This window comes from Bacillus zhangzhouensis (assembly GCF_000715205.1).
Lineage (GTDB): Bacteria > Bacillota > Bacilli > Bacillales > Bacillaceae > Bacillus > Bacillus zhangzhouensis.
Map to the genome: position 1 here is coordinate 17,849 of NZ_JOTP01000019.1, position 22,399 is coordinate 40,247.

At 42.3% G+C, this 22,399-nt stretch carries 18 protein-coding genes and 1 pseudogene; 5 read left to right on the forward strand and 14 right to left on the reverse strand.

From position 1 onward, the window contains the following. Nucleotides 1-122: 122 nt before the first annotated feature. Nucleotides 123-842: a YebC/PmpR family DNA-binding transcriptional regulator gene (locus tag BA70_RS14130; protein ID WP_034323471.1), complete on the forward strand. Its 720-nt coding sequence runs from the start codon at nt 123-125 to the stop codon at nt 840-842. A 381-nt stretch (nt 843-1,223) separates the two neighbouring features. Here BA70_RS14130 and BA70_RS14135 read toward each other — a convergent pair whose 3' ends face one another. From BA70_RS14135 to BA70_RS14145, 3 genes are all read right to left on the reverse strand, one after another. After that, nucleotides 1,224-2,006 (reverse strand): YfkD famly protein, encoded by a 783-nt coding sequence (locus tag BA70_RS14135; RefSeq protein ID WP_034323474.1) that lies wholly within the window; start codon nt 2,004-2,006, stop codon nt 1,224-1,226. Nucleotides 2,007-2,073: 67 nt separating this feature from the next. Beyond that, nucleotides 2,074-3,141: a calcium/proton exchanger gene (gene cax / locus BA70_RS14140; protein WP_034323475.1), complete on the reverse strand. Its 1,068-nt coding sequence runs from the start codon at nt 3,139-3,141 to the stop codon at nt 2,074-2,076. A gap of 64 nt (nt 3,142-3,205) precedes the next feature. Then, on the reverse strand, nt 3,206-3,583 hold the full coding sequence (locus tag BA70_RS14145) for an OsmC family protein (RefSeq protein ID WP_034323477.1): 378 nt from the start codon (nt 3,581-3,583) through the stop codon (nt 3,206-3,208). A 75-nt stretch (nt 3,584-3,658) separates the two neighbouring features. Between BA70_RS14145 and BA70_RS14150 the strand changes: the two genes are divergently transcribed. After that, nucleotides 3,659-4,840 (forward strand): MFS transporter, encoded by a 1,182-nt coding sequence (locus BA70_RS14150; RefSeq protein ID WP_034323480.1) that lies wholly within the window; start codon nt 3,659-3,661, stop codon nt 4,838-4,840. Nucleotides 4,841-5,049: 209 nt separating this feature from the next. On the opposite strand, the gene BA70_RS14155 is transcribed toward BA70_RS14150, so the two are convergent. Genes BA70_RS14155 through BA70_RS14165 form a run of 3 tightly spaced genes read right to left on the reverse strand, consistent with a single transcriptional unit; the run spans nt 5,050 to nt 6,710 of the window. Next, nucleotides 5,050-5,868 carry a YihY/virulence factor BrkB family protein gene (locus tag BA70_RS14155; protein WP_034323483.1) on the reverse strand — a complete coding sequence of 273 codons (819 nt, stop codon included), beginning with the start codon at nt 5,866-5,868 and terminating at the stop codon, nt 5,050-5,052. Nucleotides 5,869-5,886: 18 nt separating this feature from the next. Continuing rightward, nucleotides 5,887-6,219 carry a hypothetical protein gene (locus tag BA70_RS14160; protein WP_034323486.1) on the reverse strand — a complete coding sequence of 111 codons (333 nt, stop codon included), beginning with the start codon at nt 6,217-6,219 and terminating at the stop codon, nt 5,887-5,889. 20 nt (nt 6,220-6,239) lie between these two features. Beyond that, the gene (locus tag BA70_RS14165) at nt 6,240-6,710 is read right to left on the reverse strand and encodes a low molecular weight protein-tyrosine-phosphatase (RefSeq protein ID WP_034323488.1); all 471 of its coding nucleotides are present in this window, start codon (nt 6,708-6,710) and stop codon (nt 6,240-6,242) included. 173 nt (nt 6,711-6,883) lie between these two features. Here BA70_RS14165 and BA70_RS14170 point away from each other — a divergent pair, with 173 nt between their 5' ends. Further along, a complete protein-coding gene (locus BA70_RS14170) occupies nt 6,884-8,239 on the forward strand; it encodes an alanine/glycine:cation symporter family protein (protein WP_034323491.1) in 1,356 nt (451 codons plus the stop codon). A 77-nt stretch (nt 8,240-8,316) separates the two neighbouring features. After that, nucleotides 8,317-8,532: a DUF1128 domain-containing protein gene (locus BA70_RS14175; RefSeq protein WP_034323493.1), complete on the forward strand. Its 216-nt coding sequence runs from the start codon at nt 8,317-8,319 to the stop codon at nt 8,530-8,532. A gap of 131 nt (nt 8,533-8,663) precedes the next feature. On the opposite strand, the gene BA70_RS14180 is transcribed toward BA70_RS14175, so the two are convergent. Further along, a complete protein-coding gene (locus BA70_RS14180; RefSeq protein ID WP_034323495.1) occupies nt 8,664-9,182 on the reverse strand; it encodes a type 1 glutamine amidotransferase domain-containing protein in 519 nt (172 codons plus the stop codon). Nucleotides 9,183-9,436: 254 nt separating this feature from the next. Between BA70_RS14180 and BA70_RS14185 the strand changes: the two genes are divergently transcribed. Further along, complete coding sequence (locus BA70_RS14185) at nt 9,437-13,717, forward strand: multifunctional 2',3'-cyclic-nucleotide 2'-phosphodiesterase/3'-nucleotidase/5'-nucleotidase (protein WP_034323498.1); 4,281 nt, start codon at nt 9,437-9,439, stop codon at nt 13,715-13,717. Between the two features lie 45 nt (nt 13,718-13,762). Here the strand turns inward: BA70_RS14185 and BA70_RS14190 are convergent, their stop codons facing one another. The 7 genes and pseudogenes from BA70_RS14190 to BA70_RS14220 all read right to left on the reverse strand — a co-directional run bounded on the left by BA70_RS14190 (nt 13,763) and on the right by BA70_RS14220 (nt 22,212). After that, on the reverse strand, nt 13,763-14,197 hold the full coding sequence (locus BA70_RS14190; RefSeq protein WP_034323499.1) for a hypothetical protein: 435 nt from the start codon (nt 14,195-14,197) through the stop codon (nt 13,763-13,765). Between the two features lie 82 nt (nt 14,198-14,279). Then, on the reverse strand, nt 14,280-14,996 hold the full coding sequence (treR, locus tag BA70_RS14195; RefSeq protein WP_034323502.1) for a trehalose operon repressor: 717 nt from the start codon (nt 14,994-14,996) through the stop codon (nt 14,280-14,282). A gap of 19 nt (nt 14,997-15,015) precedes the next feature. Continuing rightward, nucleotides 15,016-16,716, reverse strand: a complete 1,701-nt coding sequence (gene treC / locus BA70_RS14200; RefSeq protein ID WP_034323505.1) for an alpha,alpha-phosphotrehalase — start codon at nt 16,714-16,716, stop codon at nt 15,016-15,018. 15 nt (nt 16,717-16,731) lie between these two features. Beyond that, nucleotides 16,732-18,168 carry a PTS system trehalose-specific EIIBC component gene (gene treP, locus BA70_RS14205; protein ID WP_034323508.1) on the reverse strand — a complete coding sequence of 479 codons (1,437 nt, stop codon included), beginning with the start codon at nt 18,166-18,168 and terminating at the stop codon, nt 16,732-16,734. A 136-nt stretch (nt 18,169-18,304) separates the two neighbouring features. Further along, nucleotides 18,305-18,718: pseudogene (locus BA70_RS14210) on the reverse strand (DnaJ family domain-containing protein). Nucleotides 18,719-18,797: 79 nt separating this feature from the next. Next, the gene (locus tag BA70_RS14215) at nt 18,798-20,522 is read right to left on the reverse strand and encodes a methyl-accepting chemotaxis protein (RefSeq protein WP_034323509.1); all 1,725 of its coding nucleotides are present in this window, start codon (nt 20,520-20,522) and stop codon (nt 18,798-18,800) included. Nucleotides 20,523-20,553: 31 nt separating this feature from the next. Next, nucleotides 20,554-22,212, reverse strand: a complete 1,659-nt coding sequence (locus BA70_RS14220) for a pyridoxal phosphate-dependent decarboxylase family protein (RefSeq protein WP_034323511.1) — start codon at nt 22,210-22,212, stop codon at nt 20,554-20,556. Nucleotides 22,213-22,399: the final 187 nt, after the last annotated feature.

Consider the following 22,399-nt stretch of genomic DNA (forward strand, 5'->3'; position numbering starts at 1 on the left):
TCATTTCAGCCCTCTTACTTCTATCCACTTGACTAATTCATGTATAATAGAGAGCAGAATGATTTCATGCAGCATGGGGACCCTCATACTGTGTATTTACTAAGTGAAAGAGAGTGAATAAGATGGGTCGTAAGTGGAACAACATTAAAGAAAAAAAAGCATCAAAGGATGCCAATACAAGTCGTATTTACGCAAAATTCGGTCGTGAAATCTATGTGGCTGCCAAACAAGGTGAGCCAAACCCAGAATCAAACCAAGCACTTCGCTTTGTCCTAGAACGTGCAAAAACATATAGTGTCCCAAAACACATTGTAGACCGTGCCATTGAAAAAGCCAAAGGCGGTGCGGAAGAGAATTTCGATGAGCTGCGCTACGAAGGATTTGGTCCAAACGGATCAATGGTGATCGTTGATGCCCTGACCAATAACGTCAACCGCACAGCGTCTGATGTTCGTGCAGCATTTGGGAAAAACGGCGGAAATATGGGCGTCAGTGGATCTGTTGCTTACATGTTTGACCAAACAGCGGTGATCGGTGTCGAGGGGAAAAGTGAAGAAGAAACGCTTGAGCTTTTAATGGAAGCAGACGTTGATGTACGTGACATCATGGAAGAAGATCAAACGGTCATCGTCTACGCTGAGCCAGATCAATTCCATCACGTACAAGAAGCATTCAAACAAGCCGGTGTCGAAGAATTCACTGTCGCCGAAATCACAATGCTTCCACAAAACGAAGTAACATTAGATGAGGAATCTAAAGCACAATTTGAAAAACTCATCGATGTATTAGAAGAGCTTGAAGACGTGCAGCAGGTTTATCATAATGTGGATTTAGGGGAATAAGGAAAAATAGAAGCCATTGTAGTCGCTCGATTGATCGAGCTTCTACAACGGCTTTTTTGTTTGTCAAAAAGGTTTACGAACTAACCATAAAATTGTAACATATGAATAAATTGCTAAATGATACACATATTCAAGAAGCTGAGTTTCATTTTTAAAACATGGTGGTTTTCGTATTATGGATTTATGATCATACCTTTTGTTTCCCTATGCTTTATTTTCAACAACCTGACGACGTTTACGAAAGTCATCTTCTTTCTGTTCATTGCTTGGTTTTTATATAATGCCTTTGACTTTTACATAAATGAAATGAAAAAGAAAAAAGATAAAACCTATTAGCAAAAAAACAGTCATCTCCTCTTATCAATAGAGGAGATGACTGTTTTAATTCATCCCCTGAAACCCAAACGTCAGGTGATCCTGAACAGGAATCCAAGCGCCGATTCCTTGTGAAGTCACATTTTTTACGACAAGTTTGCGTTTATTCCCTTTTAGCACAAGGTACACTTCCCCGTATGTGACCTTTCCTTTTTCGTTAATGGCTGGAGCGTAGGCATGCAGGGATGCTGCTTTTTTCGGAGATACGTGGTAGGACTGATCTCGTTTTGTTCCTGCGCCAATCACCGTGTCGAAGGCGAGCGGCAGCTTTGTTTTTTGCATGGCTTTTTGCATCATCAATGTTTTCACATCTTCTGGGTTTGGTACCTTTGCTGTGAGCCCGCCGCTTACTTTCACTTGCTGCTTTTGAACATATTTGCCAATGGCTGTTTTGGTGCCGCCTCTGTTATCAATGTGATTGGTGTTCACTTTTTTATATTCCCAGTTGGCGACTGTCTCATTTGAATCGTAGCTCAGTGCCCATCTTCCAAGGAAGATGGTCGCCCGGTATCCAACAGCTAAAGGTGTTCCTGAGATACTGGATTCATTCAGCATTTTGATCAAATGGGTATTCTCAATCGGTACATTCGTTGTTTTGAACAATTCGGCTGTCAGCTCGCTCGGCTGAAGCAGCGGCTGATCCTGTGACGCATTCGGATACGTATTCTCCTTTGAAATACTGGCGACAGAGGATGGAACCTTAAACGGCTTAGCCGCCTCTGCTGGAAAGCTGTATAGAAAACTTAAGGATAAGAGAACAACAAACATGATGCGGGGCATCTTTTTCATATCATCACTCTTTCTCATTCATTTTTCCATAGTATTTTCCGCAAAGACGTCCCTTATCCACAAAAGATTATAAAAGGAAAAATCCAATCGCCATAATGAAATAGGCAGCGAGTAATGTGGCCCCTTCAAACCAGTTCGTATCACCATCATTTGATAGAATGACCGTCAGTAAGACAGAGGATGCCATGGCAATGAGCTCCGGTAAGGAAAAAATCAGCGGCATCTGCTTTTCGAAAAAAAGAGAGCTGATGACAAGGATCGGCGCCACCATCATGGCGACCTGAAGCGTTGAGCCGAAGGCAATTTCCACTGCCACATCCATTTTGTTTTTATACGCCATGATGATAGCAGAGGCGTGTTCTGCTGCATTGCCGACGATGGCGACAATAATGACCCCGATAAACAGCTCACTCCAGCCAAATTGTGCTCCCACCGTGTCAAATGTATGAACGAGCCGCTCTGAAATATACGCAACTGCCACCGTCGCAAGCAGTAAAATCACAGTGGCAAACTTCCCGGACCATTCAGGTGTCTCTTCTTCCGTCTCTGATTTACCGTTCATGCTCTCCTGCTTGGCGACATAGACCCCGCGGTGGCTGACCAGTTTGAAATAAAGCGCTGCGACATAAAGCAAAATCATCACAATGCTAATGCCAATACTTAAAACGAATTGTCTATCCTCTGCCATCTCCATAGAAAACACTTCTGGAATGACAAACGCCACAATGATGGCAAACATGAGCAAGCCAGAGTTGTGCCTTGCATCGTGGACATTGAATTCTTGACGCTTATATTTTAACCCGCCAACGAAAAAAGACAGCCCTGCCACGAGCAGTAAATTCCCGATGACCGATCCAGTTAATGAAGCAAGTACAATGGCAGTCAGCCCTTGCTTTAAAGCAAAAAACGAAATGATTAACTCCACTGCATTTCCAAATGTGGCGTTTAATAGTCCACCAATTCTTGGCCCCGCAATGATGGCAAGACTTTCTGTGGCTCTTCCCATAAAACTAGCAAGACCAATAATGGCGATACAATAAACGGCGAACATGACAACCTGCGGGAAATGAAGAAAACTGCCAATGACAGATAGCGGAACACCGATTGCGACAATTACCAGAAACAAACGATTCATACAGCCATTCTCCTTTACATATGTCTGACTGTTATTCTTTCGTGAGGACCGGCATCGTATACATTTAGATTAGCTCGTGTGACATGGTGATGTCGATACTTCCTTTAACGGATTGCACCATGGAACAATGCTTCATCGCAAGCTTCATCACTTTTTCTATTTGTTCATCAGAGGTACTGATACGTTCAAAGATTATATGTAAGTGGATGCGGGAGATTTTGTTGGCCGCTCCTTCTCTTGTCGTTTCAGGTGTGATGGTCAGCCCTTCATAGGATATTCGTTTTTTCCCGCATACATGAGTAAGCATTTCTCCAAAACAACCTGCAATGGCTGAGGTGAACAACTGATATGGCCGGTATCCAGCTTCTTCTTTTCCTGAAATATGTAGTTGTCCATCATCAGTATTTGCCACCCACCGATCATTTTCGTATGTCAGCTTCATTCCTTTACCACCTTTCTATTGAAACCCCTATGGTTCCATTGTACGATGAAAGCATGAACTTGTAAGGAGCATCTTATGCCGAGAATTCACTTTATGATTTTAATTTTACTTGTATCCGTATCTGGCTTTTCACAGGGAGCGTTACTTCCTGTCATATCCATTATTTTCGAACATGCTGGCACTTCTCCTACGTTAAACGGACTACATGCCACAGGCTTATATCTTGGCGTGCTGCTTGCCTCTCCTTTTATGGAAGCGCCGCTTCGCCGTTTTGGTTTTAAACCGTTAATCGTAATTGGAGGCGCTGCTGTCTTTTTAAGCTTGTTCAGCTTTGTCTTTTTTGAATCTTATGTCGTTTGGTTCTTCCTGCGGCTTATGATTGGCATTGGTGACCATATGCTGCATTTCTCCACACAGACTTGGGTGACCTACGCTTCGTCATCTAAAAATCGCGGACGGAATATTTCATTGTACGGGTTATCCTTTGGACTCGGCTTTGCCGCTGGGCCTTTTTTAACGCCACTCATTGAGATCAATCCATCATTGCCTTTTATCGTGTCTGGTGCTGTTAGCTTATGCATTTGGCTGCTTGTGTTTGTTTTAAAAAATACATATCCAGATACGGGCGAAATGCAGACGTCAGAGCAAACAAACAGTTTGAAGCGCTTCAAAAAAGCCTTTCAATTTGGCTGGGTGGCCTTTATGATGCCTTTTTGCTACGGCTTTTTAGAAACGACGCTCAATAGTAACTTCCCTGTGTATGCACTAAGAAGCGGGGTGACTGTAGATGCTGTTGCGTTTATTTTACCTGCTTTTGCCATTGGAAGCATTGTATTTCAGCTTCCTCTCGGGATGCTCAGCGACCGGTTTGGCAGACGCCGAATCATTTTATGTGTCACACTCGCTGGATCCTTCTTTTTCCTTTTGGCAGGTATTTTCATTCAATCCGTTTTGGCTGTTGCGATCTGTTTCTTTATTGCCGGAATGGCTGTAGGCTCTACATTCTCACTCGGCATCAGTTATATGACCGACTTATTGCCAAAGCATCTGCTTCCTGCCGGTAATTTAATGTGCGGGATGGCGTTTAGTGCAGGCAGTATTCTTGGACCGGTTCTAGGAGGAATCTTTGTTCAAACGTTTGAGGGGATGAATTTACTTTACCTTGTCAGCATCGTGATATTATTCGTATTTTTCTGCGTTCGATTTGGGCGAACAACGGCAGTGCTTGAAACTCCCAATGAATCCATTACTAATTAAAAAACTCCCCTGCGCCTATGCAGAGGAGTTTTTTTCATTTAATGATATCCATTTTGCCCGTTCGCACTACCGCTTGTTTTGTGCTTTGGCTGATGACCTTTGTTTTGTTTTGTGTTGCTTCCGCCTTTTTTCGATTGTTTGGACATATGTGATTCCCCCATCTATCAAGATTGAACTCGTTTGTTCTTCTTTAGGATGCCCTGTTTTCTTTACAGCTTGCCTGGTACGATTTTACGCTTATGTAAAAGCGCATTGAGCTCGCCTCCGAGGATAATCATGATGCCGGTTAAATAAAACCAGATCATCAAAATTATGATCCCCCCGATGCTACCGTACATTGCACTGTAGTTGGCAAACTCGCCTACGTAAAATGAGAACAGCATGCTAACCAGAATCCAACCGACCGACGCAAAAATGGCGCCTGGCAGAACAAATTTCAATTTCAGCCTGATGTTTGGGGCAAAATAATATAAGGATGTAAAAACAATCATTAAAATCAGCGGACTAATGATCCATCTCATGGCTGTCCACATGGTGAGGAAGGCATCTGACTGCCCGACTAATTTGGCAACAAATAAACCAAGCTCTTTGCCAAAGACAGGCAGCATCAAGGCAAAAATAATCGTAAGAACCATCGCAATGGTTAAGATGATCGATGTTAAACGTACGAGAATGAAGGAACGATTTTCCTCAACTTCGTAAGCGTGGTTAAACGCTCTGACGACCGCATTAATGCCGTTAGATGCAGACCAAAGGGCGGCAATAATCCCGAATGACAATAATCCGCCGTTCCGGCTATTCAGCGTCTCTTCGGCAATGGATTCAATCATCGAAAGCGCCCCCTCTGGCGCATAACCAGAGATGACGCTTAGGACATCCTTCGACGTCAGCGGCAAATATCCAACGAGCGTCAGCACGAAGATGAGAAACGGAAATAATGAAAGTAAAAAGAAATAAGCAAGCTCAGCAGATTTAGCCGGTCCTTCATGTAGTAAAAAGCGTTCAATTAACGCTTTAACAAAACCCATACGCCTCATCTCCAATGATCAATCTTTCTGTTTCGTTCGAAAGTGATCCTTTGTTTCTTCAATAATTTCTAATACCTTTGGGGTTGTTTCCTTTAACTGATTTACCTGTTCATTTAAAAATGATAAATCATTTGAGACCGTTCGCATTAACTGCTTCGTTTCTTCCATTTTTTCTTTCATGCAAGCAGACACTCTGCCCGGCTCCTGGCGGTATTCATCCAGCTTTTGCTGGCAGTCATTCCATTTGTCTTTTAGTGCAATTCTTGTTGGCCGATGAAATAATGTCAGCAATACGCCGCAGGCTGCGCCTATGACAGCCCCTCGAAGCACGATTTGATTTTTCTCTTCCATCTCATTTGATCTCCTTTCAGTTAAAGGTGTTTCTCTTTCTTTACATACGTCAAAAAACGGTCAATTCCTGTTTCAATTAAATCATGTACTTCCTCAAAGTTCCCTGTGTAATAAGGATCTGGCACATCATCTCGATCGTCGTCTTCTACAAAGTCGAGAAGACGGCCAATAAAGTGATGTTTCCCATAGCCGGCTATACTGCGGAGTGCACCTACATTTTCAGCATCCATCGCAATGATATAGTCGTATGAGGTGATATCCTCATCCATGATTTGTCTTGCGGTCATTCCTTCATAGCTGATGCCTTTTTCATCAAGCAGCTTTCTTGTTCCTTCATGCGGAGGACTGCCTTGATGCCAGCCGCCAATGCCTGCTGAATCAATGACAAAGTGATCGCTAAGCCCTTCATCTTCTACTCGTTTTCGAAACATGGCCTCTGCCATCGGTGACCTGCAAATATTGCCAAGACACACGAATAACACATGAATCATTCTTCATTCTCCTCCTATCTTTTCCCTAAGAGTTTCTTTCGAAAACCTTTTCCCTATCATATCAAGACCATTTTCTTTTGAAAACTTTGCAAGAAAAACTCTCATCGGCATTGACACATTATACAAAAAAAGGTGACACTTTAGGAGAATTGTACAAACAAAGGGGGATACACATGGGATGGATTGAACAGTTGGTCAGCAATATCAATGATGTATTATGGGGACCGCCGCTTTTGCTTTTAATTGTGGGGACAGGGATTTACCTTACTTTTCGCGTGCTCTTCATTCAAATCAGGCTGCTTCCATATTCGCTCAAGCTTGCATTTTCAAAGCAAGATAAGACATCAGAAGGTGATATTTCTCACTTCCAAGCATTAATGACAGCTCTTGCTGCAACTGTTGGAACGGGAAATATAGTAGGGGTTGCCTCTGCTGTCATTGCCGGCGGACCAGGCGCCGTGTTTTGGATGTGGTTTGCAGCGTTCTTTGGAATGGCGACAAAATATGCTGAAGCCGTTCTCGCAGTCAAATATCGCGTTAAAAATGAAAAAGGCGAAATGTCTGGTGGTCCTATGTACTATTTGGAGCATGGCTTAAAACAAAAATGGCTTGGGGTGCTGTTTGCTGTTTTTGGCGCAAGTGCTGCCTTTGGGATTGGGAATCTCGTTCAATCAAATTCAATTTCTGGGGTCATGAATTCAACTTTTCATATTCCAACTTGGGTGACAGGCATCATCATTACTGCCTTTACGGCCCTCGTGATTTTAGGCGGCATTAAAAGTATTGGCCGTGTGACGTCTATTTTTGTACCGGTCATGGCTTTATTCTACGTCATTTGTGGACTGATCATTCTTGTGATGAATGCAGATCTTGTCCCAGGTGCAGTTGGGCTTATTTTCTCTGATGCTTTTACAGGTCAAGCCGTCGCAGGCGGCGCTATCGGTACTGTGATCCGCTGGGGTGTGGCGAGAGGGGTATTTTCCAACGAAGCAGGTCTTGGGTCTGCACCAATTGCTGCGGCTGCAGCAAAAACTGATATGCCAGCACGTCAGGCGCTTGTGTCGATGACCCAAGTGTTTATTGATACAATGATTGTCTGTTCGATTACGGGGATTACCATTGTCATGGCCGATATGTATGTCACGGAAAAAAGTGATGCCCTGACCTCTTTATCCTTTGCTCATTTCCTAGGTCCAATTGGTTCAACCATTGTGGCAATCGGGTTACTTTTGTTTGCTTATTCAACGATCATTGGCTGGTCATATTATGGAGAAAAATGCTTTACATACTTGGCCAAAGATTCGTATGTCATGTATTATCGCGTTGTGTTTGTTATCGCTGTCTTTTTCGGAGCCGTGTTTAAGAATAACTTCGTATGGGGTGTGGCAGATATGTTAAATGGGCTTATGGCCATTCCAAACTTAATTGGGCTTATCGGTTTATCAGGGGTTGTGGTGTTTGAATCTAAACGAATCATTGATAAGATCAAGCAGGAGAAAAAGGAGAAAAACATCTCAGTATCGTCTTAATAGCCCTTTTATTCTTTTGCATTTCTGTTAAAATAGACATATTATTCGACACACATGTAGGAAAGGACGTGCCGCCCTTGTCAGAGCAAAAAGCGGCTGAAGTCAATCAGCTGATTGAAGACATTTCGCAAAAGTTAAATATGCTGAACATTGGAGTCATCAAAGCCGAGGACTTCAGTCCAGACAAGTACGAAGATATCGAATTTCTTCACCAAATGGTGATGAAAAAATCTTCATTCAGCCCAAGTGAAATGCAAGCCATCGCAAGCGAGCTGAAAAGCTTAAGAAAATAATTGTGTAAAAGGAACTGCTCTGTAGTCTTCGAGCAGTTTTTCTCGTGTTGACACAGAATGCGAGGGTTTGTCTACACGCTGAAGCCAGCACTTTATAAGTGCTGGCTTATTTATGCTCTAACTACTGCTGCTTATTTCGCAAGCAGTTTTAATGATTCACGATTAAATGCTGGAATGTCGTCTGGTGTACGGCTTGTCACGAGCTGATCCTGACAAACGACGACTTCTTCATCTTTAAATTTAGCGCCTGCGTTTTCCATATCCACTTGAATGGATGTATACCCCGTCGCCCCTCTGCCTTCTAGCGTCTTCGCTGTAATCAGCAATTGCGGTCCGTGACAGATCGCGAATACTGGTTTTTTCTCGTCCATAAATGCTTTTGTAAATTGGACGTAGCGATCATCTGCGCGCAGAATATCTGGTGAGAAACCGCCAGGAATGAGAAGTGCATCGAAGTCTTCTGGCTTCACGTTATCAATGGACGCATCCACTCTCACTTCAGCTTCTCCTTGCTTCCCTTTCACTGTTTTTCCTTTTTCGTTTTCAATCACTGTGATGTCATGACCTGCGTCTTTAAAGGCTTTTGCAGGCTCGGTGAATTCAACATCCTCAAAGTAATCTGTTAATACAACTGCAATTTTCTTACCCATGTAGAAACCCTCCTGCTTGATTATCGTTTACACTACACACTATACCCGGGCACGATGAAATCAAACATCCTATCCCTATCAGAAAACCCCTTATGATAAAAATAAGCATTTAGACTCATTCCCTTTCCCTTAACAAGGTAATTCGTATGATTTATGTTATCTTTACAATAATCTGCAAAAAATAACTACAAAAGTTAACGAAACATTTCTACAATAGGTATTGTGGTCAAAAAAATTAGAAAGGCGGAGATCAGGTGAAGAAGCAAGCACATAGGTCTAAACGAAGGAAAAACCTGTCTATTCTGCTCACTTCCATTATGATGATTAGTCTCATTCTCCCAGCAGTACCTACTCATGCAGAAACAGAAAACGGCAAAGCCGTAAAAGTCAGCATCTTAGCCACAACCGATGTTCATGCGAACATGATGAATTACGATTACTACAGCGACAAAGAAACAAATGAATTCGGTTTGGCAAAAACAGCCGAGCTCATTGAAAAGCACCGTTCACAAAATCCTAATACACTCCTTGTTGATAACGGAGACCTGATTCAAGGAACCCCTCTTGGAGAATACGTTTACAAAAATGAGAAAGACAGCATCATCAATCAATCAAAGGTTCATCCCATTATTCATACACTCAACAAACTAAAATACGACGCAGGAACTCTTGGCAATCATGAATTTAACTACGGCTTATCTTTCCTTGACGGTACCATTGCCGGTGCTAACTTCCCGATTGTTAATGCGAACGTCAAAAAGTTAAATGGAGAACATCGATTTACGCCTTATGTGATCCAAGATAAAACCTTTAAAGATGCAAACGGAGCATCTCAAACTGTGAAAGTTGGCTACATAGGATTCGTCCCACCACAAATTATGACGTGGGATAAGAAACATTTAGATGGACAAGTTCAAGTGCAGGATATCGTCGAATCTGCCAATGAAGCCATCCCTGAAATGAAGGCGAAAGGCGCAGATGTCATCGTCGCTCTTGCCCATACTGGAATTGAAAAAACCGCTTCGCCTAAAGGGTCAGAAAATATGATCTTTGACCTTGCCACTAAAACGAAAGGCATCGATGCGATTGTGTCTGGCCACCAGCACGGCACATTCCCAAGCTCTGAATATAGCGGCGTAGACAAATTCGATGTCTCAAAAGGAACCATCAACGGCATCCCAGTCGTCATGTCAAAAAACTGGGGCAGCTACCTAGGGGTCATTGATTTAACACTAGAGCCTGACGGCAGCAACTGGAAGGTCACAGACGGAACAGGAAAAATTGAATCTGTTGCTGGGGTGACATCTCAAAACAGTACAGTGAAAGATGCCATTCAAACGACACATCAATACACACTTGATTATGTCAGAAAGCCTGTTGGTAAAACAGAAGCAGACATTAACAGCTTTTTTGCCCAAGTGATGGATGACCCTTCTATTCAAATTGTGACAGATGCACAAAAATGGTATGCACAAGAAAAAATGAAGGACACTGCGTATAAAAACTTACCGATTTTATCTGCGGGTGCGCCATTTAAAGCTGGCGGCCGAAATGGTGTGAATTATTATACAAATATCGCAAAAGGAGATTTAGCGATTAAAAATATCGGTGATCTCTACCTATACGATAACACCGTACAGATTGTGAAACTGAGAGGCAGTGAAGTGAAAGACTGGTTAGAGATGTCTGCCGGGCAATTTAACCAAATCAAACAAAACGATTCAAAAGAACAGCCTATTTTAAACGAAGAATACCGCTCGTATAACTTTGATGTGATCGATGGTGTGACGTACCAAGTGGATGTAACGCAGCCTGCTAAATATAGCACAACAGGCACACTTGTAAATGCCAATGCAAGCCGCATCAAAAACCTGTCTTACAACGGGAAACCTGTCTCTGACAATCAAGAGTTTTTAGTCGTGACAAACAATTATCGTGCTTCTGGCGGCGGAGGCTTCCCGCACCTCACGCAAGATAAAGTGGTGCTTGCCTCAGCGGATGAGAACCGTCAAGTACTGATGGATTATATTATCGAACAAAAAACCATTAACCCAAGTGCGGATCAAAACTGGTCCATTGCATCAGTAAAAGGCGCGACGGTAACCTTTGAATCTTCTCTTCTTGCAAAGCCGTTCGCTGAGAGATCAAGCAACGTAGACTTTGTTCGAAACGCCAGCACAGACGGACTTGGCGTGTACAAGCTAGCCTTCAAAGAGGATGGCACAACAGAGCCGCCAACCTCAGACAACTGGAATTTAACGGTGATGCATACGAACGATACACATGCACACTTAGATGATGCTGCAAGACGCGCAACTAAAATCAAAGAAGTTCGTGCTCAAAGTGAAAACAATATTTTATTAGACGCTGGAGATGTATTCTCTGGTGACCTATACTTCACAAAATGGCAAGGACTTGCTGATTTGAAGCTAATGAACTTAATGAAATACGATGCGATGACGTTTGGAAATCATGAATTTGACAAAGGCCCTTCTGTCCTTCGCCAATTCCTGACAGGAGATGCATCAAGTGTAGATGCTAAAAACCGTTATCAATTTGAAAAGCCTTACTTCCCGATCGTGTCATCAAACGTTGATGTCACTAAGGAAAAACAGTTAAGCGACTTAGTGAAAAAACCAGCAACATTCAAAGCTGGTGAGAAAAAAGAAGCCGGGATTTATCCGTACATCCTGCTTGATGTAAACGGCGAAAAGGTGGCCGTATTTGGCTTAACTACTGAAGACACGGCCATTACATCCAGCAGCGGCCCTAACATTCAATTTAAAGATGCGTACAAGAAAGCAAAAGAAACAGTCAACACCATACAAACAGAAGAAAAAATCAATAAAATCATTGCTTTAACACATATCGGCTATAACCGTGATCTGAAGCTGGCTCAAAAAGTAGACGGCATTGATCTCATCATTGGCGGTCACACGCATACCCTTGTTGAAAAATTAAAGGTCGTCAATAAAAAAGAACCAACAATTGTTGCGCAAGTAAAAGACTATGGACAATTTTTAGGTAAAGTAGATGTCGCCTTTGATCAAAAAGGAGTCGTACAGCCAAAAGAATCTTCTTTTGACCTCATCACAATCGATGACTCTGTAAAAGAAGATGCAGATGCAAAGGCGATTCTTGATCAGTACAAGGCAGATATCCAAGATTTAAAAACCGAAAAAGTCGGGACGACCGACGTCCTTTTAGATGGACAGCGTGAGCACGTCCGTGCAAAGGAAACGAATCTTGGAAACTTTATTGCAGATGGCATGCTGAAGAAAGCGCAAGAATCTGCTGGAGCTGACCTTGCCATTACAAACGGCGGTGGTATTCGAGGCAGCATTGAAAAAGGAGATATCACATTAGGTGATATTTTAACGGTGATGCCATTCGGAAATACACTTTATGTCGCAGATTTAAAAGGCAGTCAAATTAAAAAAGCGCTTGAACAAGGTTTGTCAGGCATTGAAGAAGGTGGAGGCGCATTCCCTCATGTAGCTGGCATTGAATACACGTTTACACTAAGTAAACCAGCTGGCAGCAGACTAATTGATGTCAAATTGAAAGATCAAAATGGCAAACTGACTGACATTGATGATAAAAAAACATACCGCGTGGCGACAAACGCATTTGTTGGCACAGGCGGTGACGGCTACAGCGTCTTTACTGAAGCCTCTCATGGAGAAGACTTAGGCTATGTTGACTATGAAATTTTCAAAGAGCAAATTGAAAAGGCAGACGGCCATATTTCTCCGATCATCGACCATCGAGTGAAAGAAGTGTTCCTTCCTCGTGTGAAAGGAAAAGGCGCCTATGACATTCAAGATGATGAGAAATTCCAAACGTATGTGCAGCATACAAATAAAGCATGGCTCTATTTAGACAAAGCGAGCGAGGCGAAAAACGTTCAATTGTCTCTATCAAAAGCGCAAGTAGCCGAGCTAAAGAAAAGAGAGCAAGATCCAAACGTCACCATCTATCATGACAAAGTGGGACTAGAATTACCGCTTTCCAATTTGTCAGAGAAAAGTGCAGATATACGGATGGCAAAAACAGATAAGGTGAAAAACGCATTAACCGGCACATATGATTTCCAAATCAAACAAGATCAGAAAAAGGTTTCTACCTTTAAAGATCCCGTCACACTGTTCTTTACATTAGACGCGCCTGAAAAAGCGAAGAAACCAGGTGTCTATTATGTCGATCGTGAGAAAAACCGCTATGCCAAAACAAGTAACGGTTCATTCGAAAACGGGATTGTCTCAGGTAAAACGGAGCACTTTAGTGAATACACCGTACTCAATCAAAGCGAAGCTGCTGGATCAGTTCCAGACCAAACTGGAGGAGACGGTGGAACTTCTGCTCCAGGCGGTTCGGATCCAAATCAGGATGGAAGCGGCTTACCAGGCGGCACACTGCCGAATACGGCAACGATGATGTATACAGCGGTATTGATTGGCTTACTCATGCTCGCCTCAGGCGGTATTCTTTATTACTACCAGCGCAAGCGCACACGAAACAAAGTATCATCTTAATAGAAAAGGACAGAGCCTAGGCTCTGTCCTTTGTTTATTACAACATCAATCTTGGGATAAATAAATCCAATTGCGATCGTCAAATTCTTTCACATCATCTGATCCTATATGACGCAGCATTCTATTAAAGAAAGTGATGTCATCTTCATCATCGATGGCATATAAATCCTCTAGAACATATTCTCGCGTAATAAAATTCGTTAAGTTCGTGTTATTCACAAATTCAGCAAAGTACGATTTCACAAGGGTTAAATCTACTTCATTTAATGTTTCATCACTGATAATTGAAATATGAAACACATTCAAAATCGCTTGAATGTCTTCTTCATCCATATAACATAACGGCTCTAATTTTCTATCTTCTTCCGTAAACGGTTTTCGCGTGTCTTCAATGATGACGTAACATAAAATCATGTGATCTTTCATCACGCTAAAAATTTCTAAGTCACGTAATTTTAGTGGTCTATTCAGTCTAATCATCTTTCCTCCTGAAATTTTGCTCTTGTCGTTGTTTATCCCCTTGCTTCCCTAAAACCTGAAATAGACAGAGCCTCGGCCCTGTCTACTTTTCTCTTCTTGCAAACTCGACGAATCTGAAGCGGTCTAATCGGTGACGGCTTTCTGTGTATTGAAATAGACTCGTATCCTCCAAGAACACATAATTCTTCACCACTACTACATGGTCAAACCCATTCAAATCAAGATACTTGGCATCCTCTTCTGTACATGGCTCCACCACAAATTCCTTTTGGGCATAGCTAATCGATACACCGAGTTCTCCTTCAATATACTCGTAGATCGATCCTTCACATATGTCCTTAGACAGTGTCTGCACATGCTTTTGCAAAAAGTAATCCTTGTCTAAAATGACTTCTTCCCCGCTAATATTGCGAGAACGAATAACTTCCCAGACGTCTTCCTGCCCACCTATTTTCAGCTGAGACTGAATATACTGATCCGGTTTGATTAAACCAAAATCATGAACTGTTGTGACCGTCTTCCGGCCAAGCGTTTGCGAAAGCTCTTTAAAGCTGACAAGACCTGAGACAGGGAACTGCATTTTCTCCCGATTCAGCAATACAGAGCCCTTCCCGCGGATTTTTTGGATATAGCCATTTTGTACAAGAATGTTTAATGCCTTTCTCACCGTCTCCCGGGACGTGTCGTACATCAAGGACAGCTCATGCTCTGATGGGAGGATGCCTTTATCCTGCCATTCACCTTGTTCAATTCGTCTAGCGAGCTGATCATAAATCACTCGAAATTTATTCTCTTTCATTTTCCCTCCGCCCCATTTACTAGCGTTTGGTTAAATGATAAACGATTGACTCATATGGGCGCAACGTAAATCCCTTGATATCTGCCGGCACATCCTCATAATTGGACAGCAGGACTTGCCCTTCCATTTCATTGACATCCTTTGCAAGCTCATCTGGAAGTGTAAAGTCCGTCTCGCCTGCATAAAAATGGTTGATCACGAGAATCTTCTCATCTTTGCCTTCTCGCACATACGCAAACACCTTTGGATCATCTGAAAGCAGTAAAGTAAAGCTCCCATAGGTGATCACATCAAGTTCTTTTCGAAGTCTGCAAAGGGCTTGATAATGATAAAAAACCGACGTCTCGTCTTTTAATGCAGCTTCTACTGAAATATCGTTTTGAGCTGGTTCAATCCAAGGTGTACCTTTTGAGAATCCCACATTTTTTTCCGAAGTCCATTGCATAGGTGTCCTTGCGTTATCTCTTGATTTGACCTGTAAAATCGCCAGTGCTTCTTCCTCTGATTTCCCTTTTTCAAGCATAGCTTCATACATATTCAGTGATTCGATATCGCGGTATGACGAAATGTCCTCAAAACGAGGATTCTTCATCCCAATTTCTTCACCTTGATAAATATACGGAGTGCCTTGCATCAAATGGATGGTGGTCGCTAGCATCTTCGCTGATTGCTGATGATACGTGCCATCATCACCGTACCTGGAGACGATACGCGGCTGATCATGATTGCACCAGAATAGTGCATTCCACCCGCCTCCCTCATGCATTTTCATCTGCCATTCTGACAGAATTGATTTCAACTCTAGAAAATCAAATGGCGCAATGGCCCATTTTTCACCGTTTGGATAATCAACCTTCAAATGATGAAAGTTAAACGTCATATCCAGCTCCTGCCGATCCGGTCTTGTATACCGAATGCAGTCTGCGATATTCGTTGAAGACATTTCACCAACGGTCATGCTATCGTATTTCGAAAAAACCTCCTCGTTCATTTCATGCAGAAACTCGTGAATTCTCGGACCATCTGTATAGTACATCCGCCCGTCCCCCTGCACAGATTGCCCGGCATCATCTAGGAAACGTTGATCCTTTGAAATATTATTGATGACATCCAGCCTGAATCCATCAATTCCTTTTTCAAACCAAAAGTGCATGATGTCATATACTTGCCTGCGCACTTCATCATGTTCCCAATTGAGATCCGCTTGGGTAACATCGTATAAATGAAGATAATAATCACCTGTCGCTTCATCTAGCTCCCAAGCTGGTCCGCCAAATTTTGACTGCCAATCATTCGGCGGAGATCCGTCCGCCTTTGGCTCCTTCCAAATATAATAATCTCGATAAGGGTTATCCTTTGACTCACGCGAGGCTTGAAACCACTCATGGAAAATCGACGTATGATTGACTGCTAGATCCATGATGACTCGTATTCCCCGTTCATGGGCTTCCTTCAGCATGTGCTCAAAATCAGCCATTGTGCCGTACATGTCATGGATTTTTGTATAATCACTAATATCATAGCCGTTGTCATACTGCGGTGACTCATACATAGGGGTCAGCCAAATACAATCTGCCCCCAGCTCTTTCATATAGTCGAGCTTTTTCGTCACGCCATTGATATCACCTGTACCAGAGCCTGTTGTATCTAAAAAGCTCTTCGGATAAATTTGATAGACCACCGCTTTTTTCCACCACGGTTCGTTTGTTTGTTGATTCAATTTCCTTCACCACCACTAGTTAAGTTCTTGTGAAAAATCCTTCTTCTTTTTTAGTTTTGCATATAATAGGGTACCAATGAATGGAACGATGAGAACAATGACCATTCCTATTGCAAAAGCGCCCCAATATTTTGGAATGATTGAGAAGATCCCTGGAATGCCTCCAACTCCGACCGAGCTTGCCAGCACACCTTGAGAGGCGATAAACATACCAGCTAACCCTGAGCTAATCAGTGCAAAAATAAACGGGAATCGATAGCGCAGATTGACCCCAAACATCGCCGGCTCGGTAATCCCTAAGTAAGCGGAAATACTTGAAGTTAGAGAGAGTCCTTTTTGCTTTTCATCTTTTAAGACAAACATCATCGCAAGCGCAGCTGATCCTTGTGCGATATTGGACAGTGCGAGCATCGGCCATAGGAACGTGCCATGCAATTTTGAGTTAATCAATTGAATATCGACAGCTAGGAATGTATGGTGCATACCTGTAATGACTAATGCTGCATACAACCCGCCGTATAAAAGACCGCCAAGTGCTGCGAATTGCTGGAATACAGTCACAAGTCCAGATGTTAAAACGTTTCCGATCGCAAATGTAATGGGTCCAATGACGATAAACGATAAAAACCCAATGAGTAATAACGTAATCGGTGCAACGACTAACAGCTGAATACTTTCAGGTGTCCGCTTAGTTATAAATAATTCGAGCTTTGCAAGTAAATAGGAGGCGACAAGTATCGGAAGAACCTGTCCTTGATATCCTACCTTCTGCACTTCAAGTCCAAACAAATTCCATACAGGAATGTCACCAGACGTTTCAGCCGCTCCATAGCCCCACGCATTTAACAGGTCAGGATGTACGAGCATTAGTCCAAGGACCATCCCTAAAAGCGGATTTCCCCCAAATCGCTTCACAGCCGACCAGCCAATTAATGCCGGCAAGAAGGTAAAGGCAGTGCCCGCAATCAGGTTGATCATATTCGCTAAATCAGCCCAAGCCGGATACACATCCACAATTGATTTTTGATCGAAGAAAATATCTGGAGCCGTTAAAATATTATTAATCCCCATTAATAAACCGGCTGTGACGATAGCAGGAAGGATCGGAATAAAGATATCCGCAAGCGTTTTCACAGCACGCTGTAATGGATTCAATTTCTGATCAGAGGCACGCTTGACGTCCTCTTTTGTTGCTTCCCCAATCCCTGTCTGTTTGACCATTTCAGCATATACCCGATTGACAACCCCTTGGCCAATGACGACTTGGTATTGTCCATTCGCTGAGAAAGATCCCTTCACTTCTTCAATTTGTTCAAGTGCTTTCTCATCAACCTTTCCTTCATCTTTCAGCACAAAGCGCAGTCTTGTCACACAATGTGTCGCTTGATCAATGTTTTCTTTGCCGCCGATGGCTTTTACAATCTGATCTGCTGCTGCCTGATAATCAGCCATGCTATCCCCTCCGAGACCGTTTTTTTATAAGAAAAAAGAATCAATAAACTTGTATATACATGTTTATTTCATATTTTATATTTGTATATACATGTAGTCAACAACTAAATGTAGCGCTTTCATAAAAAAAGCTCCCTCAATGTGCTAAGAGAGGCAGCGTGTGATCATCTTTTTTATGCTCTGTTATTTTTTCGTAGACCCTATTTTTATAAAAGGAGGAGGCTGGACGGTCAAACGTTTGGCGCTTTGATGTGAGTTCATCCAGACGTTTTTGTTTTTCTTCACATATGAGAGAAAGTTTTTCTCTTTTCTCTCCATCTATACTGGTTTTGAGTCATTCTTTGACGGTCATGAGTTCTTTTTTAAGTGCCGTTTCTTCCCCAGCAAAGCCGGCATTTTTCATGATACGGTAGCCCATTCTCAGCTCTTCAGGTACATGAGCAGCGTCATCCTTTGGCAGAGGTTTCCCAAAGCCAGATAAACCTTCAAAAGCTCCATTGTCCATTGCCTTTTTAATCTGTTCTTCTGATAATCTCTGCGTAAAATCCATGGCGCTTCTCCTTTCGGCCGCATGTATTTGATTAAGCATAGCAAAAAAGCTGACTCTCTCACAAGAGCCAGCTTTCTCGTTATTTATTGTCGATTTTAAAGGTGGATACCATCTGTGCCAAGTCCTCTGACATATCAGAGAGCTGTTCAATCGCACTTGAAATTTGCTGCATGCCAGCACTTTGCTGTTCTGTTGCTGCCGCTACTTCTTGTGAGCTCGCAGCATGTTCTTCTGACACAACCGAAATTTGTTCAATCGATGTAGAAATCGTTTGATATGCTCGTTCTACCTGCTTGATGGATTGAAGCAAATTGTTCGTTCTGTTTGCAAATTGAGACACTCCGTCGTAAATACCAGCGAAGTTCTGTGACGTGCCTTTCATTTGCTCACGTCCTTCTTCCACTGCCTTACTGCTTTCCTCTACGCTTTCAAGAACACGCTGACTGTTTTCCTGTGTGCCAGTGACGAGGTCTGACACAGTTTTAGCTGCATCAGCTGATTGCTCTGCTAACTTACGCACCTCATCTGCCACAACAGCAAACCCTTTTCCTTCTTCTCCAACACGTGCCGCTTCAATTGAAGCATTCAGTGCAAGCAGATTCGTTTGCGCTGAAATGTCGGTAATAATGGAGATGACACTTTCAATCTCTGTTGAATGTGATTGTAATTCTTCTGCTGCCTGCTTTGAGCTTGTCATCATGTCGTGGAGCATGTTGAGATGTTCAAGGACATGCTGCACCAGTTTTTGACCAGATTCTGACTGCTCTTGTACTTCTGATGACACAGATTTCATTTCATCTACTTCTTTCGTTACGCCTTCGATTTGAGTATCGATTTCCGCAACAGAGGTCGTACAGTCTGTAATGTTTGCTACAGAATCATTAATTCCTTCACTCATATTCGTCATGGCTTCTGACACTTGCTGCGCACTTTGACTTGATTCGTTCGTCACGGTGCGAAGCTGTGAAGACATTTTCGACACTTCGCTTGATGAGTTGGAAATCTTTCCAATGAGCTCTTTGATCCGTCCCTGCATTTTCTGGAAGGAAGCAGCTAATTGACCGATCTCGTCTTTACTTTCAACCTCTACCATTCCAGTTAAATCGCCATCTGCAATGCGGTTCGCTGATTCCATCAATGAACGTGCTGGTTTCGCAATTCTTCTTCCCATGATGAATGAGAAGAGTAATCCGCCGATGAGCACAATGGCAGATGCAACCGTGATATAGATCGTCAGCTTCTGCGTTGTTTCAGGTACAACAGACGCATCTAAATCAATTCCTAGAATCCCCGTCAGCTCACCGCCTGAATCTTTGATTGGTAAAAAGACTGATTTATGTGTTCCAAATGAATCTTTGTAAATATCACTTTTGACTATTTTATCTTCAGAAAGAGCTTGTTTCATCTCATCTGAAAATACATAATCTTGATCAAAATCATTGTCTTCCCCAGTTAATACAACGATTCTTTCTTTACCACCCTTATTTGATAACACGTATAAGTTCTCAAGCGTATGATCTTCTTGAAGCTCTGTGAATTTCTTTTTGATCTCCACATAAATCGGATCATCCTTCCCGCTAATGCTCAGGACGTTTCCATCAATATGATCGATTTCTTTTTTTGCTGTATCAATATCTGTTGTTAATCGATAATCAAATTGCTTTAATAACTGGGATGATAAATCCTGGCTGACTAGATAAAATGTTAGAACGAATAGTGCAACGGTTGCGAGTAATGTTCCGACAACGACTGACATGATTTTGGAGGATATCGTGAGTCCTCCAAATTTCCTTTGTTTCGCCATTTTTTTCTACATCTCCACTCTCAGATTTGATTTAAGCATGTACACTTTCAAATTGTCCACAAACAGATGCAATTACATCTTTTAAATAAGATACGATATGAGGGATATGCTCCGGTAACGTATAAGGTGAGATCACAAAAAACTTACTTACACTTAGATAGAATTCTTGACCTTCTTTCGCGTTCACAAGTAAAAACTTCGTTGTATCGCCAAAGAACATTTCGTCTCTTTTCTCTCCAAGCTTTTCAAACAGCATTTTGTTCAATTGATTGTTCCGCTCAATTTCCATTGAAGTCGCCTCGCCGGAAATTTCTTCTTTAAAGCGCGGAGAGCCGTCTAGGTAAATTCTAAACAATGTAGCCATTCCGACGTTGTCATCATTTACGACTTCTGCTTGCGGAATTTCCTGACTGAGTGCTTCTCTGAATGCAAGGTTCACCTCTAAAAATTGCCCGAGCAAGCGCTGATAGCCTTCAATCCCAAACGTTAACAGTACACTCAGCATGCTGATAGAGCTTCCCATTCTTGTGCATTCAAGTGTATAACCCGTATGGTATTCCCCGTAGCCCCTATGTCCAACATATGGTGTCTCTTGTTCTTCTAGGTCCAAACGCTTTAAGTCAGCAGCGTTTTTCACTAAGAATAAGCTAGATGTGTAAGGTGTTTGACCGAGCTTTTGAAAATCAAAGCACATCGTGTCTGCAAGAGAAAGATGTTCGAATTTCGCTTTGATTTCTTTTAGCATACGAAGAACACCGTCTGAGAATTGCAGCGGGTTTTTAGATACATCATACTCATTAAAGAAAGCAAAGAATCCGCCAAGCGCCGAATCTGCGTGAATATGCGGCACCTTTAGACCATACTTCTCAGCAATAGCTTCTGCTGATTCACGTACCCCTTTTACATCATCAATTGCAATGGCATCTGTTGTTCCGGTTGTTGCCACAATATAAACGGGAATCCCGCCATTTTGTGCAACACGTTCCATTTGACAACGCAAATCTTCCATATCCATTGAATGATCTTTATTCGTCTTAATTCTGATTAAATTGTCTGTGCCAAGTCCTGTTGCTTCCATTGACTTAAATAAGCTGTAATGTGCTGCATCAGAACAAAACGCATAAAGATTTTGTGGGACGCCTTTTCGTAATGACTCCGGTGCGACTTTCGCAATCGCTAAACGAAGTCCTGAGAAAATAGCCCCCTGACCTCCCCATGTTGTGTATCCCCCGCTCACATTTGGATCATATCCGATGAGTTTAGACATCATTGAGACCACTCTGACCTCAGCTTCCGCACCTGCTGGTCCATAAACATCCCATAGGTTGTTTCCATTTACCAGCATAGCCGTCAGCATGCCTAGAATTCCTGGTGTACTTGCCATTGGCAAAATGTTCGTAAAGAAATACTTTGTGTGGTATGGATGGTTATGTAAAAGCTTAAGTAATTCTTCATTCACAAGTTCCGCTTTTTGTCCGTTCACCGGAATTTGACTTGTTTCAGTAAGCTTTTGATAAAAATCCTCTCCACGATTCTTTTCACCCTTTAGGTGAGCACGGTTCGGATCTTTCAGGTGATCGACCCCTGAAATGATCTGTTCCATTAATTTGATAAATTCTTTACGCTCTTCTGCATTTCCGTCCTCACTCGGAAACCAGTTCTGAACGAGGTTCTCTGCTCGTACAGTCATATACTATCAATCCTTTCAATGGAAGATTTCCTGTCAATCTCTATATCGACTTCAATTGAAAAGTTTATAGTCTCAAAATGTTCACTTAAGTATATTCGGATAATTTGTTCACTCATCAAAACAAATAAAACCCTTACAAAACACATCAAAACCATTTTGTTTGTGAAACAACAAAATATATCGATAT

Excerpts from the sequence above, each read along its gene's own strand:
- BA70_RS14150 (WP_034323480.1), top strand. The coding sequence starts at position 3,659 with ATGCCGAGAATTCACTTTATGATTTTAATTTTACTTGTATCCGTATCT.
- treR (WP_034323502.1), bottom strand. The coding sequence starts at position 14,996 with ATGAAAGAGAATAAATTTCGAGTGATTTATGATCAGCTCGCTAGACGA.
- BA70_RS14190 (WP_034323499.1), bottom strand. The coding sequence starts at position 14,197 with ATGATTAGACTGAATAGACCACTAAAATTACGTGACTTAGAAATTTTT.
- cax (WP_034323475.1), bottom strand. The coding sequence starts at position 3,141 with ATGAATCGTTTGTTTCTGGTAATTGTCGCAATCGGTGTTCCGCTATCT.
- BA70_RS14180 (WP_034323495.1), bottom strand. The coding sequence starts at position 9,182 with ATGGGTAAGAAAATTGCAGTTGTATTAACAGATTACTTTGAGGATGTT.
- BA70_RS14170 (WP_034323491.1), top strand. The coding sequence starts at position 6,884 with ATGGGATGGATTGAACAGTTGGTCAGCAATATCAATGATGTATTATGG.
- treP (WP_034323508.1), bottom strand. The coding sequence starts at position 18,168 with ATGGCTGATTATCAGGCAGCAGCAGATCAGATTGTAAAAGCCATCGGC.
- BA70_RS14145 (WP_034323477.1), bottom strand. The coding sequence starts at position 3,583 with ATGAAGCTGACATACGAAAATGATCGGTGGGTGGCAAATACTGATGAT.
- BA70_RS14135 (WP_034323474.1), bottom strand. The coding sequence starts at position 2,006 with ATGAAAAAGATGCCCCGCATCATGTTTGTTGTTCTCTTATCCTTAAGT.
- BA70_RS14165 (WP_034323488.1), bottom strand. The coding sequence starts at position 6,710 with ATGATTCATGTGTTATTCGTGTGTCTTGGCAATATTTGCAGGTCACCG.
- BA70_RS14215 (WP_034323509.1), bottom strand. The coding sequence starts at position 20,522 with ATGGCGAAACAAAGGAAATTTGGAGGACTCACGATATCCTCCAAAATC.
- BA70_RS14160 (WP_034323486.1), bottom strand. The coding sequence starts at position 6,219 with ATGGAAGAGAAAAATCAAATCGTGCTTCGAGGGGCTGTCATAGGCGCA.
- BA70_RS14155 (WP_034323483.1), bottom strand. The coding sequence starts at position 5,868 with ATGGGTTTTGTTAAAGCGTTAATTGAACGCTTTTTACTACATGAAGGA.
- BA70_RS14130 (WP_034323471.1), top strand. The coding sequence starts at position 123 with ATGGGTCGTAAGTGGAACAACATTAAAGAAAAAAAAGCATCAAAGGAT.
- BA70_RS14220 (WP_034323511.1), bottom strand. The coding sequence starts at position 22,212 with ATGACTGTACGAGCAGAGAACCTCGTTCAGAACTGGTTTCCGAGTGAG.